The 23972-nt window shown below is 69.5% G+C and carries 18 protein-coding genes, 2 tRNA genes and 1 pseudogene; 15 read left to right on the plus strand and 6 right to left on the minus strand.

The genetic code is table 11. The annotated features are described in order from the left end of the window. Nucleotides 1-212: 212 nt before the first annotated feature. Nucleotides 213-1544 (minus strand): sensor histidine kinase, encoded by a 1332-nt coding sequence (locus FHS42_RS24770; RefSeq protein WP_184575606.1) that lies wholly within the window; start codon nucleotides 1542-1544, stop codon nucleotides 213-215. A gap of 424 nt (nucleotides 1545-1968) precedes the next feature. Next, entirely contained in the window at nucleotides 1969-3348 is a 1380-nt protein-coding gene (locus FHS42_RS24775) for a sensor histidine kinase (protein WP_184575608.1), read from the minus strand. A gap of 376 nt (nucleotides 3349-3724) precedes the next feature. Here FHS42_RS24775 and FHS42_RS24780 point away from each other — a divergent pair, with 376 nt between their 5' ends. From FHS42_RS24780 to FHS42_RS24840, 12 genes and pseudogenes are all read left to right on the plus strand, one after another. Next, nucleotides 3725-4147, plus strand: a complete 423-nt coding sequence (locus FHS42_RS24780; protein WP_184575731.1) for an NADH-quinone oxidoreductase subunit A — start codon at nucleotides 3725-3727, stop codon at nucleotides 4145-4147. Further along, on the plus strand, nucleotides 4138-4785 hold the full coding sequence (locus FHS42_RS24785) for an NADH-quinone oxidoreductase subunit B (protein WP_184575609.1): 648 nt from the start codon (nucleotides 4138-4140) through the stop codon (nucleotides 4783-4785). The genes FHS42_RS24780 and FHS42_RS24785 overlap by 10 nt, the downstream gene beginning before the upstream one ends. A gap of 305 nt (nucleotides 4786-5090) precedes the next feature. Beyond that, nucleotides 5091-6563, plus strand: coding sequence for an NADH-quinone oxidoreductase subunit C (locus FHS42_RS36300; protein ID WP_312867029.1), 1473 nt, complete (start codon nucleotides 5091-5093; stop codon nucleotides 6561-6563). Continuing rightward, nucleotides 6560-7522 carry a complex I subunit 1/NuoH family protein gene (locus tag FHS42_RS24800; RefSeq protein WP_184575611.1) on the plus strand — a complete coding sequence of 321 codons (963 nt, stop codon included), beginning with the start codon at nucleotides 6560-6562 and terminating at the stop codon, nucleotides 7520-7522. Before FHS42_RS36300 ends, FHS42_RS24800 begins: the two co-directional genes overlap by 4 nt. Beyond that, nucleotides 7522-8226 (plus strand): NuoI/complex I 23 kDa subunit family protein, encoded by a 705-nt coding sequence (locus FHS42_RS24805; protein WP_184575613.1) that lies wholly within the window; start codon nucleotides 7522-7524, stop codon nucleotides 8224-8226. Before FHS42_RS24800 ends, FHS42_RS24805 begins: the two co-directional genes overlap by 1 nt. Next, nucleotides 8223-8775: pseudogene (locus FHS42_RS37435) on the plus strand (NADH-quinone oxidoreductase subunit J family protein); the annotation flags it as partial. The gene FHS42_RS24805 and the pseudogene FHS42_RS37435, both read left to right, overlap by 4 nt. A 361-nt stretch (nucleotides 8776-9136) precedes the next feature. Next, a complete protein-coding gene (gene nuoK, locus FHS42_RS24815; protein WP_184575617.1) occupies nucleotides 9137-9535 on the plus strand; it encodes an NADH-quinone oxidoreductase subunit NuoK in 399 nt (132 codons plus the stop codon). Then, nucleotides 9532-11565: an NADH-quinone oxidoreductase subunit 5 family protein gene (locus FHS42_RS24820; protein WP_184575618.1), complete on the plus strand. Its 2034-nt coding sequence runs from the start codon at nucleotides 9532-9534 to the stop codon at nucleotides 11563-11565. The genes nuoK and FHS42_RS24820 overlap by 4 nt, the downstream gene beginning before the upstream one ends. Nucleotides 11566-11806: 241 nt before the next feature. Beyond that, nucleotides 11807-13783: a complex I subunit 4 family protein gene (locus FHS42_RS24825; RefSeq protein WP_246495381.1), complete on the plus strand. Its 1977-nt coding sequence runs from the start codon at nucleotides 11807-11809 to the stop codon at nucleotides 13781-13783. Then, the gene (locus FHS42_RS24830) at nucleotides 13783-15660 is read left to right on the plus strand and encodes an NADH-quinone oxidoreductase subunit N (protein WP_184575622.1); all 1878 of its coding nucleotides are present in this window, start codon (nucleotides 13783-13785) and stop codon (nucleotides 15658-15660) included. The genes FHS42_RS24825 and FHS42_RS24830 overlap by 1 nt, the downstream gene beginning before the upstream one ends. 294 nt (nucleotides 15661-15954) lie before the next feature. Next, the gene (gene htpX, locus FHS42_RS24835) at nucleotides 15955-16812 is read left to right on the plus strand and encodes a zinc metalloprotease HtpX (RefSeq protein ID WP_184575624.1); all 858 of its coding nucleotides are present in this window, start codon (nucleotides 15955-15957) and stop codon (nucleotides 16810-16812) included. 4 nt (nucleotides 16813-16816) lie between these two features. Continuing rightward, nucleotides 16817-17209 (plus strand): YccF domain-containing protein, encoded by a 393-nt coding sequence (locus tag FHS42_RS24840; protein WP_184575626.1) that lies wholly within the window; start codon nucleotides 16817-16819, stop codon nucleotides 17207-17209. A 35-nt stretch (nucleotides 17210-17244) separates the two neighbouring features. Here FHS42_RS24840 and FHS42_RS38290 read toward each other — a convergent pair whose 3' ends face one another. Both FHS42_RS38290 and FHS42_RS24850 read right to left on the minus strand, forming a co-directional pair. Continuing rightward, the gene (locus tag FHS42_RS38290) at nucleotides 17245-18510 is read right to left on the minus strand and encodes a phosphorothioated DNA-binding restriction endonuclease family protein (protein ID WP_281392857.1); all 1266 of its coding nucleotides are present in this window, start codon (nucleotides 18508-18510) and stop codon (nucleotides 17245-17247) included. A 265-nt stretch (nucleotides 18511-18775) separates the two neighbouring features. Next, nucleotides 18776-19264 carry a YajQ family cyclic di-GMP-binding protein gene (locus tag FHS42_RS24850; protein ID WP_184575628.1) on the minus strand — a complete coding sequence of 163 codons (489 nt, stop codon included), beginning with the start codon at nucleotides 19262-19264 and terminating at the stop codon, nucleotides 18776-18778. Between the two features lie 188 nt (nucleotides 19265-19452). Here FHS42_RS24850 and FHS42_RS24855 point away from each other — a divergent pair. After that, a tRNA-Tyr gene (locus FHS42_RS24855) sits at nucleotides 19453-19534 on the plus strand. Between the two features lie 345 nt (nucleotides 19535-19879). On the opposite strand, the gene FHS42_RS24860 is transcribed toward FHS42_RS24855, so the two are convergent. Further along, entirely contained in the window at nucleotides 19880-20542 is a 663-nt protein-coding gene (locus FHS42_RS24860; protein WP_184575630.1) for an NAD(P)H-binding protein, read from the minus strand. 323 nt (nucleotides 20543-20865) lie between these two features. Between FHS42_RS24860 and FHS42_RS24865 the strand changes: the two genes are divergently transcribed. Further along, nucleotides 20866-22098, plus strand: coding sequence for a hypothetical protein (locus tag FHS42_RS24865; RefSeq protein WP_184575632.1), 1233 nt, complete (start codon nucleotides 20866-20868; stop codon nucleotides 22096-22098). Between the two features lie 159 nt (nucleotides 22099-22257). Here FHS42_RS24865 and FHS42_RS24870 read toward each other — a convergent pair whose 3' ends face one another. Further along, nucleotides 22258-23532: an amidohydrolase family protein gene (locus FHS42_RS24870; RefSeq protein ID WP_184575634.1), complete on the minus strand. Its 1275-nt coding sequence runs from the start codon at nucleotides 23530-23532 to the stop codon at nucleotides 22258-22260. 337 nt (nucleotides 23533-23869) lie between these two features. Between FHS42_RS24870 and FHS42_RS24875 the strand changes: the two genes are divergently transcribed. Then, nucleotides 23870-23942 (plus strand) — tRNA-Thr (locus tag FHS42_RS24875). Nucleotides 23943-23972 lie beyond the last annotated feature (30 nt).

A 23972-nucleotide genomic window follows, 5' to 3' on the forward strand; every position in this document is an offset into this window, starting at 1 on the left:
GCATCTCAGCAATCGATCCCGGAGCGGCGGGCTCCGGGATCGATTGCTGAGATGTAGGGGGGCGTTTTCCCGCCTGGAGGCCAGGGGCGACAGACGACCAGGGGTGCGGGTGAGGCTACGCCGGGCGATGGAGGGGGCGTCAAGGGGTGGCTTCTCGCGCCGCTACGGGGGCATCGGGAGTTTGACCGCTGGGGGAGTGGTCAAGGGGTACGTCAGCCCCGCCAGGGCAGTTCCGCCGTGATCGTCGTCGGGCCGCCGACCGGCGAGTTCACGACCAGCAGGCCGTCCACCGCGTTCAGCCGCTCGGCCAACCCCGCGAGCCCGGAGCCCTCCGACGCGTCGGCGCCGCCCTTGCCATTGTCGGTGACCTGGAGCATCAGCCGATTGTCGGCGCGCCAAACATCGACGCCGCCGGCGCGCGCCTGGCTGTGCTTGCTCATGTTTTGCAGGAGTTCGGAGACGGTGAAGTAGGCGATGCCCTCGATCGCGGCAGCGGGCCGCTGGGCGAGGTCCACGAACACCCTCACCGGCACGATGCAGCGCGCGGCGAGAGCGGACAGTGCGGAGTCGAGGCCGCGGTCGGTGAGGATGGCGGGGTGGATGCCGCGGGCGAGGTCGCGTAGTTCTTGGAGGGCGATTTTCACTTCGCCGTGTGCCTCGTCCACCATTTTGGCGGCGGCTTCCGGGTCCTCGATGAGCTTTTCCTTGGCGAGACCGAGGTCCATGGCGAGGGCGACGAGGCGGGCCTGTGCGCCGTCGTGCAGGTCGCGTTCGATGCGGCGCAGGTCGGCGGCGGCGGTGTCAACGACCACCCCGCGGTCCGTCTCCAACTCCGTGACGCGGCTCGCGAGCTGCGACGGGCCGAGCAGCCCCGAGACCATCAACCGATCCACGTACGTCATGCTCCGGATCACCCACGGGCCTGCCAGTACGAACATGGCGCCCAGCCCACTGGCGACCGCTATCTCGAAGGGCGCGTCCAGGTAGAAGCCGCCGTTCGAGGTGTCCCAGAGCTCCATGCCGGGCTGGTCGGCGTAGCGCGGGAAGACCCACTTCCACAGCGGGTAGGTCAGCAGGCCCCAGCCGTACGTGGTGAAAACTATGGCCATAACGAAGGTGAAGATCGCCCACGGCAGCAGGAGCACCGCGTACAGGAGTTGCCGCCAGGAGTCGCCGTTCTTCAGCATCGCCCCCATCCAGGCGAGGGGGCCGCTCTTGTCCGCCTTGGGGCGCACGGGGGCGGGCGCGGCAACGTCGTAGCGCAGTAGCACGCGCGCCCGCGCACGCTCCATGGCGCCGAACCCCCGCACACCAGCGAGCGTCAGGGCCAGGACCGGCACCCCGAGGAAGGTGATGAGCAGTCCGACGCCGAGCGAGAACATCGTGATCGCGCAACTGAAGGAGACGACGGCGATCGGCAGGTTCAGGAGGACGTAACCAAACTCGCGCCACGTACGCCCCTCGAACGGGGCGCGCAGCCCCGCGGGCAGCCGATGGCTGCGCGGCTCGGCACTGTGCGGATGTGGTCCGTATGCGGTAGCCATCTCTTCGTCCGTCCTCCGGGTCCTTCGTTCGCACCGCCACCATGTGGCGCGCCGGGCACTTCGCCCCTCCAGCTACCTCAAGGTTGGCCGACCCGGCCCCTCCCGGCCATGGAGGCGGTCGGCGTCTTGGGGAGGGGGTTTTCCCTACCCCACTCTGGTGGTTTCCCATCACCGGCCGGCGCCCCTGGTGCGTACGACGGGCAGTGGGCGTGCCTGCGGACCGTACGTACGGTTGAGCGCTCGGGCGGTGGGGTTGCGCTTCCGCGCTGCGGTGCGGTGCAGGCTGTCGTGCCGCTGTGCCGCTGTGCCGCTGTGCCGCTGTGCTGTCGTGCTGCTGTGTGGCTGTGGTGCCTGTGCCCGCTGCCGTGTCAGGGCCTTGCGGTGCCGGGCATGGCGATTGTGTGGGTGGGTGGGAGCTGCGGGATCACTGTTCGCGGTCGCGCCAGGGGAGTTCGGCGGTGATCGTCGTCGGGCCGCCGGGGGGCGAGTCGATGACGAACAGGCCGTCCACGGAGCCGAGCCGTTCGGACAGCCCCGCCAGGCCGCCGCCGCTGGTGTCGGCGCCGCCCACGCCGTTGTCCCCCACCTGGATCAGCAGCCGGTGCTCCGTACGCCACAGCTCGACTGTCGCCGCGCGCGCCCGGCTGTGCTTGCTGACGTTTTGTAGGAGCTCGGAGACGGTGAAGTAGGCGATGCCCTCGATCGCAGCCGCCGGACGTTCGGTGAAGTCCACGGAGACCGTGACCGGGACGGTGCAGCGGCTAGCGATCGAGGAAAGCGCGGGGTCGAGGCCGCGGTCGGTGAGGATGGCGGGGTGGATGCCGCGGGCGAGGTCGCGTAGTTCTTGGAGGGCGATTTTCACTTCGCCGTGTGCCTCGTCCACCATTTTGGCGGCGGCCTCCGGGTCCTCGATGAGCTTCTCCTTGGCCAGGCCCAGACCCATGGCGAGGGCGACGAGGCGGGCCTGTGCGCCGTCGTGCAGGTCGCGTTCGATGCGGCGCAGGTCGGCGGCGGCGGTGTCAACGACCACCCCGCGATCCGATTCGAGTTCGGCGATCCGACGCTCCAACTCGTCGGATGGCGAAAGCAGACTACGTACCATCGCCCGGTCCACATGGCTCAATCCGCGCGCGATCCACGGCAGCACCGGCCAGGCGATGAACAGCCCCACCAGGGTGATGGCGAACGTCAGCACATCCCACGGCAGGCGGATGAGCAGGTAGAGCGTGTGCCGCCAGCCGACCGTGTCCTTCAGGCTCGTCCACAGCCAGGAGAAGAAGCCGCCGTGCGTACGGTGGCGCAGCGGGCTCGGCTCATCGACGTGTACCCCGAGCAGCGCCCTGGCGCGGGCCCGCTCGAACTTGCCGATCTGTCGGCTGCCGAGCAGTCCGAGCGCCAGCATCGGCAACCCGATGACGGTGACCGACAGGGCGATGCCCGCGAAGACCCAGATCGATACGTAGACAAACCCAAAGATTCCCACCGGCAGATTGGCGAGCAGATGCGCGATTTCACGCCAGGTCGCCGCGGGAAACGCGAAGGCCGGGAGGCGCGGCAACCGCTCGTTGGAGGTGGCGCCGGACGAGACTTCGCTGCCGGTGCTGGTACCGCTATTGGCCCCGGGGCCGGGACCGGCTCCCGTTCCAGCGCCGGGACCGGTGCCGGAGGTGGCGCCACCTCCTGGGGCGGACGCGGGGTGCGGCCAGGCCGCGGGAGCGCTGCGGGTCTGGTCGCCGGGTCCGCGGCCGTCGGACGTGGCGCCGGACACATTCGCGCGGGAATCGGCCGTAGATCTGGCGTTCATACCCCTAAGACTGCCGGGCCAAGTCCCCAAAAGGCCATGGGGAAAGTCCCTCCGACGAACTGGGGATAACCCCACCCCCCTGCGGACAGGCTGGTCACCGGGGCGCGCACAGGGCCTAGACTCCCGTGCGTACGGATCGCCGCACCGCGAAAACGGCGATGAGCAGGTCACAGAGCAGTCATAGAGCAGTCACCGAGCAGGAAAGCGGCAGAAGGAGCGAGGGGCGGACGTGACGTATGTGACGGACGTGCCGGAGGCGACGATTGTGTCCGCCGTGGGTTTCTCGGGCCATGGTGCCGCTGGTTCCCCAGCTCCCGGTCTGGACCGCCTCGGTGATGAGGTGCCCACCCACGCCGCCCAGGTGTTGGATGGCAGCCTGACGCCGCCCGCGGCTGAACCCGCGACGGCCCACGATGTCGTCCGGCTGGCCGCCGACTACTTCGACGGCTACTCGACAGTCGGCCTGCTCGCGGTGGTCGGCGTTCTCTTCGTGACCGTCGCCTTCGTGGGCGGACGGCTACTGCGCCCCGTGGTGCCGACGCCGGAGAAGCTGCTCACCTACGAGTGCGGCGTGGACCCGGTCGGCGAGGGGTGGGCACACACCCAGGTCCGCTACTACGTCTACGCCTTCCTCTACGTGATCTTCGCGGTGGACTCGATCTTCCTGTTCCCGTGGGCGACGGTCTTCGCCGAACCCGGCTTCGGCGGCACCACCCTGGTGGAGATGTTCGTCTTCCTCGGTTTCCTGACAGTCGGCCTGTTGTACGCATGGAAGAAGGGCGTCCTCGAATGGACGTGACCCCCCGAACGACTCCCGTGGACCTCCCGGCCCCCACGCTGACCCGGCCCACCAGCAGCGTAGGCACGCTCGGCTCGTTGGCCCGCCTGGCGCCGGAGCCGATGAAGGTCGTCCTCAACTGGGGCCGCCGCTACAGCCTCTGGGTCTTCAACTTCGGGCTGGCCTGCTGCGCGATCGAGTTCATCGCCGCATCCATGGCCCGGCACGACTTCATCAGGCTCGGCGTCATCCCCTTCGCGCCGGGGCCGCGCCAGGCCGACCTCATGATCGTCTCGGGCACCGTGACGGACAAGATGGCACCCGCCGTCAAGCGGCTGTACGAGCAGATGCCCGAGCCGAAGTATGTGATCTCCTTCGGCGCCTGCTCCAACTGCGGCGGCCCGTACTGGGACTCGTACTCCGTCACCAAGGGCGTCGATCAAATCATCCCGGTCGATGTGTACGTACCGGGCTGCCCGCCCCGCCCCGAAGCACTTCTCCAGGGCATCCTGAAGCTTCAGGAGAAGATCGCCAACGAGTCCCTCGCGAGCCGCTACTCGAACAGCGACCCGGCCCCGCGCCCGTCCACCGATGCGCTACGCAGCGCACTGGTGCCCGCGCCGGAACGGCCCGCGCCAACGGTGGAGGGCACCCCATGAGCACGCCCGACGACCCGGGGAGGGCTGCGGACGCGGTCAGCGCCGGCGACGCGGTGAGCGTGGCTCGCGCGGCGGACACCGGCGCGCCTGCCGAGGAAACGCCCTCTGAAGACGCCGCGACGAAGGGCGAAGCGGCCGAAGACGGCGGTGCGGCTGGTACTGGTGATACGGCTGGTTCTGGTGGTACGGCTGGTACTGGTGGTGTGCGCGGGGGCGATGGTGTGACGGTTGGCTCGGCCGGCGTGGGTGAGGGCGGCGGTGTGACCGCTGACGCGGCCGGGGCGGATGTGGTTGTCGAGCAGCCGGTGGCGCCCCCTGTGGGCTGGCTGCCGCGCTCCGCCGAAGACCTGTTCGGGCCCGAGGCGCGGGCCGAAAAGACCTACGAGCTGCTGACCGTAGACGTTCCGGCCGAGTCCTGGATTTCCGCGCTTGAGACGGCCCGCACCACGCTGGGCTGCACGTACTTCGACTGGTTGAGCGCGGTGGACGAACCGGGCGCGGGCTTTCGTATCGCCGCACACCTGGTCGCCCTGCCCGACGCCGAAGCGGTGGCCCGGGCCGAGGAGGCTGCGGCCCACGCGGGATCGGCTGATGGGCCGGCCGCTGGGACGGGGCTTGGTGCGGGTGCTGAGGCGGGCGCGGGTGCTGAGACTGGGGCGAGTACGGGCACGGCGGCTGAGGCTGGCCCGGGCACGGCGGCTGGCCCGGGGATCGGTGCTGGTCAGGGCGGCTCCGGTGGCCGAGGTGGCAACGCTCCGGCTCAGGGGCTGCGGCGGCTGCTGGTGCGTACGACGGTTCCGCATGATGCACCCGTGCTGCCGACCGCCGTCGGCGTCTACTCAGGTGCCGCCTGGCACGAGCGAGAGACGCACGAAATGTTCGGCGTTGACTTCACCGGCCATCCCCATCTCGCCCCGTTGCTGCTTCCCGATGGCTTCGAGGGCCATCCCTTGCGAAAGGACTTCGTGTTGGCGGCACGGGTCGCCAAGGCGTGGCCGGGAGCCAAGGAACCGGGGGAGTCCGACCACGGCGGCCCGAAGCGGCGTCAGATGCTGCCGCCCGGTGTTCCCGACCCCAACGAGTGGGGCCCGCTCAAGGGTCAACTCCCGCCCGCCCCGGCCCGCGCAACGCGCGGGACTCGTGCGGCGGCCGGTGCCAAGGGCGACCGCCCGGTCCGGCGTGCTCGCTCCGCCGACGCCGGCTCGGCGAGCCAGCGGACCGAGGGCAGCGCGCCGGCGGCCGAAGGCGCCGGCGCGGAGTCGAGCCAGGAAGCGCCCCCGCAGTCCGAGGCGCCCGCCGCACGTCCGCCGCGCCGTACGCGGAGTGCGAACACGGGCTCGGCCGGCCAGCGCGGCGCTGAGGCGCGCGAGCCGCGGCCCAGCACACCGGAGGGTGACGAGCCCACGGCCAAACCCGCACGCCGAGCCACCGACGCCCCCTGGCACCACCCCCACCCAGCGACCGAGGAACCGCAGACAACCCCGGAGCCGCAGGCTGCGCCCGATGAGTCTGCGGCTGTGTCTGGTGGGTCTGACAGGTCCGGTGGGCCTGGTGGGTCGGAGGCTGCGACTGACGGGGCTGACGGGACTGACAGGGCTGACGGTACGGGCGAGCCCGCGGTGCCACCACGGGCTGCGCAGCCGGAGCCGGAAGCTCCGCAGCAGGCGGCCGAGCCAGGGGCGGGACCAGTGGACCCAGCGGGACCCACTGGCGATGCCGGCACGGATGCCGACCGAAACGCTGGCGGTGCCGGGCGGGATGCCGGAGGTGACGCATGAACGACACCCTTGAAATCGCCTTGCGGCTGATCGCCGTCTTTGTGATCTTCCTGGTGTTCCCGCTGGTCGTCGGCCAGACCGAGCACAAGGTGATGGCCCACATGCAGGGCCGTCTCGGGCCCATGTACGCGGGTGGCTTCCACGGCTGGGCTCAACTTGTCGCGGATGGCGTGAAGTTCGCGCAGAAGGAAGACGTCGTTCCGGCGGGAGCCGACCGGCGGATCTTCCACCTTGCACCTGCCGTCGCGTTGCTCCCGTACCTGCTGGTGCTCCTCGTCATCCCCATCGGCCCTGGCAACGCCGTGGGCGAGGTCATCGATGCGGGCATTTTCTTCGTGCTCGCCGTGATGGGCATCGGCGTGCTCGGCTCGCTCATGGCGGGCTGGGCTTCGGCCAATAAGTTTTCCCTTCTGGGTGGTCTACGCACCGCCGCCCAGCTCATGGCGTACGAGCTGCCGATGCTGCTCACCGCCGCCTCCGTCGCGATGGCCGCCGGCACGGTCTCGCTGCCCGGCATGCTCGACGCGTTCGAGTGGTGGTGGGTGCCGTGGCAGATCGTCGGCGGCCTGGTGTTCTTCACCGCCGGGCTGGCTGAGCTGCAACGGCCTCCCTTCGACGCCCCGGTCGCCGACTCCGAGATCATCTTCGGCGCGTATACGGAGTACACCGGTCTGCGCTTCGCGCTGTTCATGCTTGCCGAGTACGTGGGCATCGTCGTTCTCTGCGGACTGACCACGGTCCTCTTCCTTGGTGGTTGGCACGGGCCTTTCGCCGATGAGCTGGGCTGGCTGTGGACCTTGCTGAAGACGCTGGCCCTGGCGTTCGTCGTGATCTGGCTCCGGGCGACCTATCCGCGACTTCGCGAAGACCAGGTGCAGAAGCTCGCCTGGACCGTTCTCATTCCTCTCGCCCTGGCCCAGATCGCCCTCACCGGCGTCGTGAAGGTGGTGACCTCCTGATGGCCTTGGACAACCTGCCGGAGAAGAAGACCGGTTGGCCCGGCTCAGGGCTGGCCAAGGGGCTGGCCGTCACCTTGCGCACCATGACCCGGAAGACGAAGACCGCGCAGTACCCCGACGCGCTGCCCGAACTGCCGCCGCGGAGCCGGGGCGTCATCGGGCTGTTCGAAGAGAACTGCACGGTGTGCATGCTCTGCGCGCGTGAATGCCCCGACTGGTGCATCTACATCGACTCCCACAAGGAGACGGTGCCCCCCGCGACGCCCGGCGGCCGGGAGCGCAGCCAAAACGTGCTCGACCGCTTCGCCATCGACTTCGCCCTGTGCATGTACTGCGGTATCTGCATTGAGGTGTGCCCCTTCGACGCGCTGTTCTGGTCCCCGGAGTTCGAGTACGCGGAGACCGACATCCGTGAGCTGACCCACGAGCGGGACAAGCTCCGCGAGTGGATGTGGACCGTGCCGGCGCCGCCCGCGCTGGACCCGGCCGCGGAGGAGCCCAAGGAGATCGCCACCGCCCGTAAAACGGCCGACAAACGTGCCGCTGCGCATGCGGCGGAGGCCGCAGCGGCAACGGAAGCAACACCAGCCGCACCGGCCACACCTCCCGCCGGCGAGTCCGGTGAGTCCGCCGCACCTGGCGAGTCCAGCGCACCCGGCACATCCGGCACATCCGGCGCATCGGGTGAAGGAGCGCCCTCATGACACTCGCTGCGGGCAACGGCTTCCTGTCGCCCACGGGAGTCGAGGTCGCCTTCCTCCTGGTCGGCATCGCCACGCTCGGCGCGGCCATCGTCACCGTCACCACCAAGCAACTCGTGCACGCCGCGCTGTGGCTCGTGGTGGCGCTGGGTGGGCTCGCCGTCGAATACCTCCTCCTCACGGCCGAGTTCATCGCCTGGGTACAGGTGCTGATCTACGTCGGCTCCGTGGTCGTCCTCCTGCTCTTCGGGTTGATGTTGACCAAGGCGCCCATCGGACGGTCGCCGGACGCGGATTCCGGCAACCGTTGGGCCGCCCTTACGGTGGCGGTCGCTGCCGCGGCCACCTTGGTGTGGGTGGTCGTGGACGCCTTCCGCTCCACCTGGATCGACCTGGACACGCCCCTGCCCGGTGGCAAGGGCGAGGCCGGGCATGGCTCGACCCGGGTGACGGGAGAGTTCCTCTTTCGGCACTGGGTGCTGCCGTTCGAAGCGCTCTCCGTCCTCCTGCTCGCGGCGCTGGTCGGCGCCATCGTGCTCTCCCGCAAGGACCGCGAGGGTGGCCCCGAGGACGCTAAGGGCCGGCGTACCCCCGGGCGCCGCCCGCCGCGTAACGGCGGCGGCCGAAACACAGCGGTCGGGGCTGTCGGGCCGGGCGCACGGTCCGGCCGGCGCGCCGGGACAACCGGCAGCGCTGCCCGGGCCAACACCGCCACCGGCACGCGCACCCCTCGTACCACCCGAGCCACGAGTGACGCCCCCGCCACCCGCGACGCGCGCACCCCTCGTGCCGCCGCTGCCCCCCGTGACAGCGACGACGTCGCGAGGCCGACCAGGCCCCCTGGTCCTGCCGATCCCACCAGCCCCACCGGTGACGGCACCGACGAAGGCACCCCTAGGGAGGGCACTAGCTGATGCATCTCGTCTATCCCGCTGTGCTCGCTGCCCTCCTCTTCTGCGTCGGGCTGTACGGCGTGCTCGCCCGGCGCAATGCGATCCTCGTCCTGATGTCCGTTGAGCTGATGCTCAACGCCGTCAACCTCAACCTCGTCGCCTTCGACGTCTGGCTCCGCGACACCCTGCACGCGGGCCAGGCGCTCACCCTCTTCACCATTGCCATCGCCGCCGCCGAGATCGGCATCGGCCTCGCCATCGTGCTGCTCGTGTACCGCAACCGCGGCACATCCGACGTCGATAAGCTCCGCGATCTCGCCGACGTCCCACCCACTGCCGACAGCATGACAGCCACCACTGACAATGCCGCTGGCCCCGCCGATGGCAAGCGTCTGACCAGCGGAGAGGCCGCCGCGTGACGACCACGACCATCGCCGTCCTCGTCCCCCTGCTGCCCTTCATCGGCGCCATCGCGGGGCTGCTGTGCGGCCGGCGGGCCCCCGGGTTCGTACGGCCGCTCGCCGTGCTGCCCACGGTGGCCGCCGCGGTGCTGGCCGTCGTCGTCGCCGTACGGCAGGGCGGCGACGCGCCGGTTCAGGCGGCAACCAAGTTCACCGACACCGGGTCGATCCCGATCGACCTCGCGCTGCACATCGACGGCTTCGCCGCCCTCGTCGCCATCTTGGTCGGAACCGTCGCCACCTGCGTACAGATCTACTCGACCGGCTATCTACGCGACGATGCGCGCTACCCCTCGTACGCCGCACTCGTCTCGCTCTTCACCTCCGCGATGCTGCTCGTCGTCTACTCCGACGACCTGATCGTGCTGCTCGTCGGCTGGGAGGTCATGGGCATCTGCTCGTACTTCCTGGTCGGGCATTACTGGGAGACGGCCGCGGCGCGCTCCGCATCGCTGAAGGCGTTTCTGATCACCAAGTTGGGCGACGTACCGTTTTTGATCGGTATCTTCGCGCTTGCGGCCGATGCTGGAACGTTTCGGATCAGCGAGATTTACACCGGCCTGACCGCCAGTGGCTCCGGGCACCCCGGAAGCGGCTTCGAGCTCGACCATCCGACCGCCATCGCCCTACTGCTGCTCGCCGGAGTGGCGGGCAAGTCGGCACAGTTCCCGCTGCATACCTGGTTGCCGGACGCGATGGCCGGCCCGACCCCGGTCTCCGCGCTGATCCACGCCGCGACGATGGTTGCGGCCGGTGTCTACTTCATCGCCCGACTGCTGCCCGTCTTCGCCGCCTCAGCCGTCGCGCTGGCGACGCTCGCCGTCATGGCCGCCATCACCATGGTGGGCTCCGCGCTCGCCGCGCTCGCGCAGGACGACATCAAACGTGTCCTGGCCTACTCGACCATCGGGCAACTCGGCTACATGACCGGCGCGCTGGCCGTTGGCGATCGAGGCGCGGCCGTCTTCCACCTGATGGCACATGGCGCGTTCAAGGCCCTCCTCTTCCTCGGCGCGGGCGTCATCATCCACGCAGCCGGCACCAATTCACTCGCCGCCATGTCCCGGATGAGCGGCCTAGCGCGACGTATCCCCGACGCGTACTGGACGATGAGCGTGGCGCTGCTAGCCCTCGCCGCGATCCCGCCGTTCGCCGGCTTCTTCTCCAAGGAGGCCGTGCTCGGCGCGGCCGAATCCGTCGCCACCGGGCACGGCGCCACCGAGCACGCCTACGACGTCCCCGGCGCGGTCGGCTGGATCGTGCTGATCGCCGGTCTGATCACCGCCCTCCTCACCGCGGGCTACGCCACCCGGCTGTGGCTCCTCGCCTTCCGCGGCAGCGGCACCGAGGCACCCGACCACGGTCAGCAGCCGCTCGTCATGAACGCCGTGTTGTGGGTCCTGTTCATTCCGGCAGCCGGGCTCGGGGTGACCGTGGGCCACCTCCCCGGCTGGTTCGACGATCACTCGCTCGATCCCACCCTCGCCACTTCCATCCTCGGTACGGGCTTCGCCCTGGTCGGCGGGTTGATGACGTACGCAACATGGCGGCACACCACCGCACTCGCCGGCCGGCCACCGCTCGGCGCCGTCGCGGCCCACCCGCAAGCCGAACCTGCCGTCTCCGAGGCCGAGGCCATCGCCAGCCACGAGCCCGCCTACGGCAGCATCGCCTCCGCGCCCGACCCGGCCGACCCAGGCCGACTGCTGCTCGGCCCGCTGCACCGACACGCGGCAGTCGGCTTCCACTTGGACGCCGTCTACGCGACCCTGTTCGTCCGCCCGGTACAAGCCGCCGCCCGACTCGTACGCTTCCTGGACCGCGAGGTCATCGACGCGTACGTCAAGGGCGCCGGCGCCGCACCTCGCCTCCTTGGCACGGTCGTACGCAAGACGCAGACCGGCAACGTCCAGACGTACCTGAGCGCGCTGCTGGCCGGTTCGCTGGTCCTCGCCGTCGCCGTTGTCCTCACCGCGACGGGAGGCTGAACCGTGCTTCCACCGCTGCCCGTACAGCGCACTGAGCTGTCGTCTTCCGCGCCCGCTGACCGACCCCCCGACGCCCGCCCCGGCATGGCCCACCCCAGCCCACGCCGAGGCACGGCAGGACGACGTTCGGGCCCTGATGCGGCCGGGCACACAGCAACACCGGGCCGCCCATCCACCATGACCTGGCCCGTCCATCACGTGGCCGACAACCCGAGGAGCCCTTGAGGTGAGTCAGAACGTGATGCAACTCCTCCTCGCGGCCATCGTCGTCCTCCCCCTGATCGGCGCCGTCGCCGCGCTGCTGCCCGCCCCGCCCGGGCTGCGTGGCCGCGACCCCGAGCAGGCGGTGCTGCGGCATGGCGTCACCGTCACCGGGCTGGTACTCGCGCTGGCGATCGCCCTCGCGGCTGGCTTCGACCACGACAGCCCCGAATCGATGCAGGCGACCACCGACATCAGATGGATTCCAGCGCTGGATATTCGTATCCATCTGGGCATCGACGGCATCTCGCTCCCGCTGCTCGTCATGACCGCGCTCCTCACCTTCCTCTGCGCGCTCTACAGCTACTTCAAGATGCCCGCGGGCCCCTCTCCGATGGCATTCGTCGCGCTGCTGCTCGTCCTGGAAGCCGGCACCCTCGCCACCTTCGCCGTCCTCGACCTGATCTTGTTCTTCCTGGCGTTCGAGATGGTGCTCATCCCGATGTACTTCCTGATCGCCCGCTGGGGCGGCCAGGAAGGCCCTGCACGGGCCGGCGACTTCGCCCGCACGGCGCCAGCCACCGCCACCGCTGCCACAAACACCCCCGCTACCGAGATCGACGCCGCTAGCACCGCCGCCCAATCCGTCGCTCACTCTGACGCCAGCGCCGGCGACCAGTCCGGCAGCGGGCGCGAGCGCGCCGCCTGGCAGTTCATCCTTTACACGCTGCTCGGCTCCGTCGTCATGCTGCTCGGCCTCCTCCTCATCGGGCTCAAGGGCGGCACCTTCGACATGGTGGCACTCGCCTCTGACAATGGCGCCGGGCTCAGCCACACCACGCAGCTCATCGCCGTCCTCGCGATCGGCATCGGCCTCGCCGTCAAGGCCCCGATGTGGCCGCTCCACAGCTGGCTCCCGGACGCGCACACCGCCGCGCCGACCGTAGGTTCCGTGCTCCTTGCGGGCGTACTGCTGAAGATGGGCACGTACGGCTTCGTCCGTATCGTGCTGCCGATCGCCCCAGACGGCGCCCACACCTTCGCCCCGTACCTCGCGGCGTTCGCGGTTGTGGGGATCATCTACGGTTCGCTGGCCTGCCTGGCGCTGGCCCTCCCCTCATCCGATCAGCGCGCCGAGGTCGGACCCGGCGCGACGCTGGCTCCCACGGGCAGGAAGGCCGACCTCAAGCGGCTCATCGCGTACTCGTCGGTCGGTCACATGGGCTTCGTCCTGCTGGGCATCTCCACCCTCACGCCCACCGGCATCAACGGCGCACTCTTCGCCAACATCGCCCACGGCCTCATCACCGGCCTGCTGTTCTTCCTGGTCGGAGCCCTCAAGGAGCGCTTCGGCAGCACGGATCTCAACTACCTGGCCGGCGGCGCGCGAGCGTCCGGCGCCGCGCTGTACGGCAGGGCCCCGCGGCTGGGCGGCCTGGTGGTCTTCGCCGCCGTCGCCTCGCTCGGCCTGCCGGGCCTCGCCGGATTTTGGGGCGAGATGCTGGCCATGTTCGGCGCGTACGAACCCGCAGCCGGGCTCAGCCGCCCCGCCTACCTCACCTTCCTCGCACTCGCCGGCGTCGGCACCCTGCTGACGGCCGCGTACATGCTGGTGGTGGTGCGGCGCGTGTGCATGGGCGAGCCCGACGCGGGCGGTTACGGCGCGGCGCGTACCGCGGGCGCGGCCGTTCCGGTGGCGGTCGGAGCGGCGGCCGGAGCCACCGGTGCCACGGCCGCGGGCGACCTGGCCGGCACGGAACAGACGAGCAGCGCGGACAGCCGGCGCAGTAACGGCAGCGCAGGCAGTGACAGCAGTGACAGCACTGACGGCAGTGACAGCGGTGCAGGCAGTGGGGGCGGTGCAGGCAGTGACGGCGCGATTGCGGACGTACGGGGGTACGAACTGGCCGCGTGGGCGCCGCTCGTCGCCCTCACGGTCATCGCCGGGCTGTGGCCCGCGGTTCTACTGGGGCTGACCGACCCGGCCGTGCAGCACCTTCTCGGAGGCGGGAGCTGATGAACACCATCGCCGCGAGCGCCGTCCAGTCCATCGACTGGCTGGCCATTGCCCCGCCGACCATCACCGCCGTCCTCGGGCTCGTCGTCCTGGTCGCCGACCTGTTTTTGGCCGAACGGCACAAGCCGCTGCTCGGCTGGGTCTCGGTGGCCGGACTCGCCATCGCCGGGCTGTCTCTGCTGCCTCTACGCGACGGCGATCGGACGACGTTTTGCCTAGTCTCAGACGGAAATGTGTGCAGCTACGTCGCCGACGACTTCACCATCGTCATTCAGCTCCTCGTGCTCGGTGGCGCGCTGCTGACGGCCTTGCTGTCCGTGCACGCCGTCGCGGAACTGAAGCTTCCGGCGGGGGAGTATTGGTTCCTGCTGCTGTCATCCGCCGCGGGCGCCGCGCTTTTGCCCGCCTCCCGTGACCTGGCGACGCTGGTCATCGCCCTTGAGGTTGCCTCGCTGCCGGCCTTCGCGCTCGTCGGCCTGCGCCGCGGCGACCGGCTTGCCGCCGAGGCGGCGCTGAAGTTCTTCCTGTCATCGGTCGCCGCGACCGCCGTCACGCTGCTGGGCGTGAGCTTCGTGTACGCCACCACCGGCAGCATGCACGTCGCCGAGATCGCCGATGGCCTGACACACGTCGATTCCCGCCTGGAGACCCTCGCACAGGCAGGCGTCGCACTCACCTTGATCGGCTTCGCCTTCAAGACGGCGGCGGTGCCGTTCCACTTCTGGGTACCGGACACGTATGTCGGCGCGCCGCTGCCGGTCGCCGCGTACCTCTCCGTGATCGGCAAGGCGGTTGGCTTCACCGGTCTGATCGTGGTGACCGTACGTGCCTTCCCGTCGTACGCGGACGTCTGGGGCCCCGCTATGGCGGCGCTCGCCGCACTCACCATGACCGTGGGCAATGTGGCAGCACTGCGCCAGCGCCCCGACCGCGCACACAGCGCCGTACGCCTCCTGGCCTGGTCCTCAGTTGGTCAAGCGGGCTATCTACTGGTCCCCATCGCGGCGGCGGGGTACGCCGATTCCACCGCCGAAGCGGAGCACGCAATCGGCGCGACGGTCGCCTATGCGCTGATGTACGCGGCGGTAAACCTCGGGGCGTTCGCCGTAGTAGCGCTCGTGGCCCAGACGACACAGACGGCCCAGCCGGTTCAGTCAGCACAAGCGACACACACGACACACACAGCGCAGGCAGCACAAACGGGCCAAACGGCTCAGCCGGCACACGCAACGGAGACGGCCGAGCCGGCCCAGCGGTCGAACGACGGTGCCGGTCACCGCCTCACCGACCACCGCGCCCTGTACGCCACCCACCCGCTCGCCGCCCTCTCGCTCGGCTTCTTCCTGCTCTGCCTGGCCGGGCTGCCGCCGGGTGTGATCGGCTTGTTCGCCAAGGTCACCGTCTTCTCCGCGGTGGTGGACGCGGGCCTCGGCTGGCTCGCGGTCGTCATGGCGGTCAATGTCGTGATCGCGCTCTACTACTACCTCCAGTGGACGGCAGCCCTCTTCCGCGCGCCGACCGCTGTTCCAGCCACTGTCCCAACCGCCGCTTCGGCCGCTCCCTCGTCCGCTGGCGAGGCGTCGGCCGCGGGCGAACCCGTACCGGTATCGGCGGCGGTCCCGGAGGCCCAGGTGGTCTCTGGCACCGCGCCGGGGCCCCGAGTGGACGTCGGCACATTGGCGTCAGGGACGCCCGGCACGGCAGCACATCAGGCCGCGCACCGGGGCGCGCGCACCGGCGAAAGCGCGACGGATGCCGTACGCCCCCGAGTCCCGGCCCCACTGGCCGCAACGGTCGCCCTGACAGCCGCCATCGCGGTCGCCCTGTCCGGAGCCCCACAACTCGTCCTACGTTTCGCGTCCGGCACGCTGTTCTAGAAGTTCCAGGGGTTCTAAGCGAGCCGCTCCGGGGCCGGTGCGCGGGTCGGTGGCGGGCTTGTCGCCGACCCGCAGCGGGGCTCATCGCTGCCGTACGAGGGCGCGCCAGCGCGCCGGACCGTACGCCCATGCCGTACGCCTCGCCCTCGGTTCTCCTCGAACGGGCCAGCGCCCGCCGGCCGGGCACAAGGGAACTAGGACCCCTCATCTGGCGTTGACCAGTGATGGAGGGTCCACTGGAAGCTGGAGAAACCACGAAAGGGTTCCCCTGCCGTACTGCTTGGAGGGCGTACCGTGCACCGCCGGCACAATGGGCTCAAGACCGCCGTACTCCTCGGAGGGCTGTCCGCACTCATCATCGCCATCGGTGGGATGTTCGGCAGTACGGGACTGATCATCGCCGTGGTCGTCGCCCTGGGCACCAACGCGTACGCCTACTGGAACAGCGACAAGCTGGCGCTCCGCGCGATGCGAGCCCGCCCGGTCAGCGAGTTCGAGGCGCCACAGCTCTACCGCATGGTCCGCGAGCTCTCCACGGCCGCGCGCCAGCCGATGCCCCGGCTGTACCTTTCGCCGACCGATGCCCCGAACGCCTTCGCCACCGGGCGCAACCCGCGCAACGCGGCCGTGTGCTGCACCGACGGCATCCTCCGGCTGCTGAACGAACGCGAACTGCGCGGTGTCATCGGCCATGAACTGAGTCACGTCTACAACCGCGACATCCTCATCTCGTCCGTCGCGGGCGCGCTGGCGAGCGTGGTGATGTTCTTGGTCAACTTCGCCTGGCTGATCCCCATAGGCCGGTCAGATGACGACGACGGCCCCGGCTTCCTCGGCATGCTGCTGATCATGCTCTTGGGCCCGCTGGCCGCATCCGTCATCCAACTCGCCGTGAGCCGGTCCCGTGAGTACGAGGCGGACGCGTCGGGCGCACAACTCACCGGCGACCCGCTGGCCCTCGCCAGCGCCCTGCGAAAGCTCGAAGCCGGCACGAAGGCGTTGCCGCTGCCGCCGGAGCCACGGCTGGAGACGGCGAGCCACATGATGATCGCCAACCCCTTCCGCCCGGGCGTGGGCATGGCGAAACTGTTCTCGACACACCCACCCATGGCGGAGCGCATCAGCCGCCTCGAAAAGATGGCGGGACACTGACCTGATGAAGACGATTTTGAACATCATCTGGCTGTTCCTGTCCGGCTTCTGGCTGGCCTGCGCTTATGTACTGGCCGGCCTCGTTCTCTGCATTACGATCATCGGCATCCCCTTCGGTATAGCGTCCTTCCGTATCGCCCGCTTTGCGCTGTGGCCGTTCGGCTACATGGCGGTCGAACGACGTGACGCGGGCGCCCCGTCCTGCATCGGCAATGTCCTGTGGCTCGTCCTAGCCGGCTGGTGGCTGGCGCTCGGCCATATCATCACCGGCCTGTTGCTCTGCATCACGATCATCGGCATCCCCCTCGGCATCGCCAACTTCAAGCTGATCCCGGTCTCGCTGATGCCACTGGGCCGCGAGATCGTCCCCACCAACCAGCCGTTCGCGACGCGCTAAGCCACCCCCTACTGCGGCGCCCAACCCCTCAGGCGCTACGTACTGAACTCCGGGCCTCGGGCGTGACACATGGCGTAGTGCAACCGCTCGGCGACCGAGAGCAGCTCCGCGCGGAACGTCTCTCGGGTGCGTCCTCGCGTTTTGACCGCATGGCAGTTGGGGCACAGAGCGATCATCTGCGAGGGATGGTCGCGTCCACCCAGGGCGAGCTCCTGTACGTGATCGACCTCAAGTATGGGGTCGCCATTGTCCGTTCGATCATCGGGTTGGCCGCAGCAACGCGGGTTCTCACAGCGGTCAGCGCTGCGTATCAGCACAGCCTCCCGAGCGGGGGCGGAGCGCAGCAACTCCTGGGTCTGCCGCGGCACCCGCCGGCCGTGTCGGGCCACTTCCCCACGTTCGACCGACCGGCACAACTGCTCGTACCGCGCCGCCGTCCGCACGGCGTCGGCATACGCGGTCTCGGCGCCCTCCAAGGCGACCGGACCAGCCGAACTGGCGGGAACACCGCCTTCCTGCCCGAGGCCCACCTCAGACAGGAAGGCGAAAACGGCCGGTTGGTCCACACCGACGAAGTACCTCAGCAGCGTGCCAACGGAGCGGGCGCGATCGGGCGGGGAGTCGCGCATCGTCTCGTACACCGGTAGCGGCAGACCAGTACGCGGCTGCTGGGCGTCGAACCACCTGGCGAGGTCGCGATCACCGTCCGCGCTGGGCGCCGGGCCGCCGTGATCGCGCATTTCCCATAGGCCCGCGCGGTGGAGGGCGGCGGCGGGGTAGTCGGGGCGCGGTCGCTCTCCACGCGCCCCGTGCCGGGACAGCAGCTTTCCGACCTCGCGTTCGGTCGTGCTCCACGGGGTCAACCGTGCATCACCACGTCGGGCCCGCCCAATGGCCCAGAGCAGCAAGATCGGCTGGTGGAGCGCAGGGCCCTGCCGAGTCGCCCGCATCCTCAGATCGGCTATGGCTGCCTCGAACGCGGTGTACTCCGGGTGTCCAGCGCTTCCGTCACCTTCGGTGGCCTTCGCGTCGATCACGGTGAACCCAAGTCGCCGCAGTAGTGCGACGACGGTGGCCACGCCACCGGAGAAATCCCGCGCAACCAGGGCCGACTGGCCCGGCAGGTACCCATGCGCCGCTCCGACGATCGCCTTGGAGTCGTAGAGCCTGCCTTGGTACGACAGCCGGAAACGGCGAGCCTCCCCGAAGCCCTGCGCCAACAAAAAGACGTCCCGGCCGAGCCGGTCGTACTCCTCGATGGCGCGGAGCACCTCCACGCGCGTGATCTCCCTCAAGGCCATGACACGTACGCTAAGCGATGGCACTGACAACGAGTTCGTCCCCGGTGCACGGCCCGAACCGTGGAGCGCGCGGCGCTAAGGTCTGGCCTACCCGGCCCGGAGGAGGGTCACGGCCCAGGTGTATCGCGCGAAGGTGCTTCCTTTGCCGCGAGGAGCCCCGCAGAAGGCCCGGGCACCGCACAGCCGGTGTGGCCGGCGGAAACCGCACCGCGCGACGGCGTTGGGCTGTCGCCGGCAGGCCCGGCAGGCGACAGCCCAACGGTGGTTACCGGTAGTTCACGAACTGTAGAGCGAAGTCGAGATCCTTGCCCTTGAGTAGAGCCTGGACGGTCTGTAGGTCGTCGCGGCTCTTGGAGGAGACCCGCAGCTCATCGCCCTGGACCTGCGCCTTGACGCCCTTTGGGCCCTCATCGCGGACGATCTTGGCGACCTTCTTCGCGTTGTCCTGCGAGATCCCCTCCTCCAGCGAGGCGGTGATCTTGTACTCCTTGCCGGACGCCTGCGGCTCGCCAGCGTCCAGCGCCTTCAGCGAGATCCCACGCTTGACCAGCTTCGTCTCGAAGATGTCAAGGACAGCCTTTACCCGCTCCTCAGCGTTGGCGCGCATCTCGATCTTCTCACCCGACCAGGCGATCGAGGCGTCCACACCCTTGAAGTCATAGCGCTGTGAGATCTCCTTGGCAGCCTGATTGAGGGCGTTATCGACCTCCTGCCGCTCGACCTTCGAGACGATGTCGAAACTGGAGTCGGCCATATTGAGTTGGCTCCTCGTACGTAGATCCGTCAGGGGGGCGGTCCAGTGGACCGTGCTGCCAGCCTAGCTACCCCGGCCGTACTCCCACGGCGATCAACCCGGTGGCGAACCACCCCCTGACATCGGGTAGGGTTTACGTCGTTGCCAGGGAGCTCCAAACAGGGAGCGGATTTCCTGGTCACATCCCAGGCGGTGTGCCCGAGCGGCCAATGGGAGCGGACTGTAAATCCGTCGGCTTAGCCTACCCAGGTTCGAATCCTGGCGCCGCCACGCATTGGGATACGGCCCCTGACCTGCTGAGAAGCAGGTTGGGGGTCGTTTTGTTGGGGTGGGGTGGTGGGTGGGGCTGTCTCGCTTCGGCTCGGCGTGAGCCGTGCTCTACCAGCGGTTAACCGCCGCCGAAGCGGTGTCGTGGTCCTGACGCTTCGGTGCCGATGTGAGGGCGACCGGCGGTGTAGGTGGTAGCCGCTGAGGAAGAGAGCGCACAGAGCGCGATGGCCTACTCGCTTAGCCCACCGTTGCCATTGTTGATGGTCATTGAGCCGGGTGTCCCTGACGCCCGCTGACGGACCCGTTGCCTCCCCGCCAGGAACCCCATCGCCCAGAACTCGTAGCTCAGCCGTTCGCTGCCGCCTGCACCGCCTCCGCGATCGGTGTTGTGCCGCCGATCAGCTCCAACGTCAGGCCCGCGGTGCCCGGCTCGTTCAGGAGGGTGGCCAGGACCGCAGCCACGTCCTGGCGGGTGACCTCGCCGCGGCCCGTGGATTCGGCGAGGGTGATTAGACCCGTACCAGGGTCGTCCGTCAGGCGGCCCGGGCGGAGGATGGTCCAGTCGAGGGCGGTGCGGGAGCGTACGTCCGTGTCCGCCGCGCCCTTCGCGCGCTGGTACGCCGCGAAGACCGGGTCCGTGTCCGCCGTGGGCTCTTGATCGGCGCCCATCGAGGAGACGACGAGGAAGCGGCGTACCCCGGCGCTCACGGCCGCGTCCGCGAACAGGACGGCCGCCGCGTGGTCCACCGTCTGCTTTCGGTCAGTGCCGCTTCCCGGACCTGCGCCCGCCGCGAAGACCGCCGCGTCCGCGCCCTGCATATGCTGGGCCACCTCTTCCACCGACGCCTGCTCCAGGTCGCACACGACCGGTTCGGCGCCCGCCGCCAACAGGTCCCCTGCCTGCTCCGGTTTGCGAACGATGCCCGCAACCTCATCCCCGCGCCCGGCGAGCAACCGCTCCAGCCGAAGCGCGATCTGACCATGTCCACCAGCGATAACAATGCGCATACTTCCGACCGTACGCCGAAGCATCACGCAACCATCACTGCCACTCACGCGTCTTTTATTCAGCCTTTGACGAGGCGGTCTCCGACCAGCCTGCTGTGCCGAAGAGGCGTACGGCAGGTACTGGTGAGCACCGGGGGCGCACGGCACGGCGCTACAGATGCGTGACAGCGCGCCCATACCTGGGCGCGCGGGTGCGAGGTGGCCATTTAGGGAAGCCATGGCCACCGCTCTTACGTACCATTCATGCGTCAGATGTCCCTCGGCGGGCGCGTGGTGGCGCTATCGTGCGCCGGCTCGCTGGTCGGGGGCACATCGTGATCCGTGTGAGAACCGCACATGGTCAAGAGGGAAGCGCGGGGGAGGAGTGCCTCGCTCGCGCCACCGCGCAAGAGGAGCCTGCCATTACCGTCATCCGTAAGTCCCTGGTCGCCGTCGGCTGCACTGTCGTGCTCGCAGCCGGTTCCACTGCCTGCGGTACCGAGGAGAACCTCTCCGCCGGGCAGCGCCTTTCGCGTGCCACCGACAATCTCGGCGAGGGGGACTCGATATCCGTACAGATGTCCTTCGGCGCCACCCCCGAGCAGTTGCTCGCTCTTTCGGAAGGGTCGGATGACCCGATGCCGCCGGAGGCCGCTGAATTCGTATCGAAGATGAAGGTGACGTTCTCCGCGCAGTCCAAGAAGTCGCTGGAGTCCTCGGACGAGAAGGACCTGACGGGCAGCCAGCTCAAGGTGTCCGGGCCGGACGGCGACCTCATCGAGTACCGACTGGTGGACAAGACCGCGTACTACCGGCTGGATCTGGAGCAGTTCGCCAAGCTCAGCGGTGAGGCCATGCCGCCGCTGGACGAGATAAAGAGCGAGCTCCCGAAGGGGTTCAAGGCTGCTGAGGCGATTCTCGCCGGCAAGTGGGTCAAGATCGACATGGCGGATCTGGAGTCGCTCCAGCGCGACATGGGAGCGCAGGCGGACGAGGACGGACCCAGCGGTGATCCCACGCTGAGCGCGGAGACCAGCAAGAAGCTGCTCCTGTCCATCCAAAACGCGTTTGCCGGCCAGGTCACCACCAAGGAGGCTGGGCGCAAGGACGGCGCGGACCACGTCCTTGCCACGGCGCCGGTACGGCCGCTGGTGACGGCCATTGTCAATGGTCTGCGGCCGATCGCCAGGGAGCTGCCGGGCGGCGCCAAGGACCTGCCCACCGCCAAGGATCTGCAAGAGCTCCCGAACGACAAGGTCACCGTGGACTTCGCGCTGAAGCACGGCCAACTCAGCGGTGCCACGGTGGATGTGGCCCAGTTCGACAAGAAGCTTCAGAAGAAGCTGGCGGCCCACGGCGATGGGAAGCTGCCGGTGGAGCTGGCGTTCGGCGAGCCTGACAGCGTTGACGCCCCGTCCGACGCCACCAAGATCGACCTCAAGGACCTGATGACGGGTATCGGGTCCCTGATGCCGGGCGGCCTGGGCCAGGACGCCATGGCGGACGGCACCGATGGTGCCTTCGGTGATCAGTCAGACGGCAGCACCGAAAGCGACAGCTTCGCCGACCTCGGCTAACCACCGGCAAGCTCGGGCCCTGGTGGCCAGCCGGGGCCGCGGGCTCGGCTGCCGGCAGCCCGGGCTGGCCTCGGCTGCCGTAGCCCGTGCTCGGCGGCTACCAGCCGCCCTGCCGTGGCCCATCCCCCTGCTGGCCGGTCGCCCCGCTGGCGGGTCGGCTCAGCCTCGTGGGGGCTGACGGTTGTCGTCCTGTGCTGTACGTGACTGGCGGGGCAGGTCGAGCGCGACCACGGCCGCCGAGTCGCAATACTCGCGGACCGCGCTGGTACGCGCCACGATCCGGCCCCGGTGGACGACGACTCGGCTGTACGCGAGGGAGAGCATGCCGGCGAGGCTCTCCCCCCGTACGGCCAACAGCTCTGCCGGAAACCCCGCCTCCACGCGCACCTCGGGCAGGCCCATCGCTGCCCGGGCTTGGCTGCTGACGGCCTCGTACGCCTCCTTTGGCGTGAGCCCCTCGCGCGAGGCGAGTAGGAACGCGGCCTCCAACGGATCGCCGCGGCCGACAGGGTTGGCCGTATCGCGTAGGGCGCCGCTGCCCGCGGCGATGCGTACGCCCGCGGCGCGCAGCAGCCGCACCGGCGCACAGGGTGAGACGGGCGCGCGCCTTTCCTCCAACGCGCCGCACTCCGCCTGTGGCAGACAGCCCACGGTGATTCCGGCCGCGGCGAGCTGGTCGGCGGCGCGGAGGGCGAGTTGCCTCGGCAGCTGGGCGAGGCCGCCGCACGGGCCGAGCATGACGCTGGTCCGCAGCCCGCCGGCCATCGCCGCAAACCGGGCGAGCAGCGCCGGGTCGTCGCCGTCAAGGTGCAGATCGACGGCGCAGCCGTGTTCGGCGGCGATGGCGAGCACGGCCTCCACGTAGCCGGTCGGGTCGGGGTCGAGGTCGGGGCAGCCGCCGATGGCGGAGGCGCCCATCTTCACCGCGTCCCGCAGCATCGCCAGGCCGTCCGCCCCCGCGACGCCGGTCAGGGCGTGCGGCATGGCGACGGCCGACAGGTCGATGAGGCCGCCCAGCGTCCTGCGGGCGAGCAGCACGGCCTCCAGGGCGCCAAGGCCCAGCACGTCACCGATGCGCACATGGGTGCGTAGCGCCGTCGCACCATGGCCGAGTTGGAGGAGGGCGGCCTCGGTGGTGCGCCGCTGGACGTCTTCGGGGGCGTACGCAACAGGGCCGTCCACCTCTGCGGTGAGGGCTGTGTCGGTGTGCCCGTGCGGTTCGGCCGGGGCGGGCAGCAGGAGGTAGCCGCTGAGATCGACGCGGGCGCCGGGGGCGAGGCTGCCCGCGGTGCCCACCGCATCGACGCGACCGCCGCTGAGCCGCACATCGACGGCGCGCCCGTCCGCGAGCCGGGCGCCGCTGAGCAGCAGCACGGTCGCGTCGGGGGCCGCGCCGTCGTTCCTGGGGGGCTGCTGCGGCTGGCTGTCGGGCATCGCGCTCCTGGAGTGGCGAGAAGTGCGGGTTGGGGGAGGCCTGGCCCGCGACGGCCGGTGGCTGGATGGTCCATGGGCGGGACCGACGCTGCGGGTGAGGGCGGGTGCTGGGCTCCGGGCGGGAGCCAGCGCGGGCGAAGGGGCGTGCGAGGGCGCGCGGGGGCGCGTCACGCCAAGATCACTCAGCGCGTTCCGAGCCTAGGGCGCGTCTGGGGCGGCTTCGAGGAGGAGCCGAATAGTCGTACCGGTGTGGTGCCGTAGGCGCTCACGGCCCGTCACGAGGCGGCGGATACGGATTTCACGATCGGCCGCAGAGCGTGTAATGTCTTCATCGCTCGCCCCAATAGCTCAGTCGGCAGAGCGTCTCCATGGTAAGGAGAAGGTCTACGGTTCGATTCCGTATTGGGGCTCTGATGTGTGAGGTTGCCTATCCGGGTTTT

It is taken from the genome of Streptomyces zagrosensis (genome assembly GCF_014203645.1).
Taxonomy (GTDB): Bacteria; Actinomycetota; Actinomycetes; order Streptomycetales; family Streptomycetaceae; genus Streptomyces; species Streptomyces zagrosensis.

Bases quoted from the DNA above. Each gene is read 5' to 3' on its own strand.
- FHS42_RS24770 (WP_184575606.1), bottom strand. From the start codon at position 1,544: ATGGCTACCGCATACGGACCACATCCGCACAGTGCCGAGCCGCGCAGC.
- FHS42_RS24775 (WP_184575608.1), bottom strand. From the start codon at position 3,348: ATGAACGCCAGATCTACGGCCGATTCCCGCGCGAATGTGTCCGGCGCC.
- FHS42_RS24785 (WP_184575609.1), top strand. From the start codon at position 4,138: ATGGACGTGACCCCCCGAACGACTCCCGTGGACCTCCCGGCCCCCACG.
- FHS42_RS24800 (WP_184575611.1), top strand. From the start codon at position 6,560: ATGAACGACACCCTTGAAATCGCCTTGCGGCTGATCGCCGTCTTTGTG.
- FHS42_RS24805 (WP_184575613.1), top strand. From the start codon at position 7,522: ATGGCCTTGGACAACCTGCCGGAGAAGAAGACCGGTTGGCCCGGCTCA.
- nuoK (WP_184575617.1), top strand. From the start codon at position 9,137: ATGCATCTCGTCTATCCCGCTGTGCTCGCTGCCCTCCTCTTCTGCGTC.
- FHS42_RS24825 (WP_246495381.1), top strand. From the start codon at position 11,807: ATGCAACTCCTCCTCGCGGCCATCGTCGTCCTCCCCCTGATCGGCGCC.
- FHS42_RS24830 (WP_184575622.1), top strand. From the start codon at position 13,783: ATGAACACCATCGCCGCGAGCGCCGTCCAGTCCATCGACTGGCTGGCC.
- FHS42_RS24840 (WP_184575626.1), top strand. From the start codon at position 16,817: ATGAAGACGATTTTGAACATCATCTGGCTGTTCCTGTCCGGCTTCTGG.
- FHS42_RS38290 (WP_281392857.1), bottom strand. From the start codon at position 18,510: ATGGCCTTGAGGGAGATCACGCGCGTGGAGGTGCTCCGCGCCATCGAG.
- FHS42_RS24850 (WP_184575628.1), bottom strand. From the start codon at position 19,264: ATGGCCGACTCCAGTTTCGACATCGTCTCGAAGGTCGAGCGGCAGGAG.
- FHS42_RS24860 (WP_184575630.1), bottom strand. From the start codon at position 20,542: ATGCGCATTGTTATCGCTGGTGGACATGGTCAGATCGCGCTTCGGCTG.
- FHS42_RS24870 (WP_184575634.1), bottom strand. From the start codon at position 23,532: ATGCCCGACAGCCAGCCGCAGCAGCCCCCCAGGAACGACGGCGCGGCC.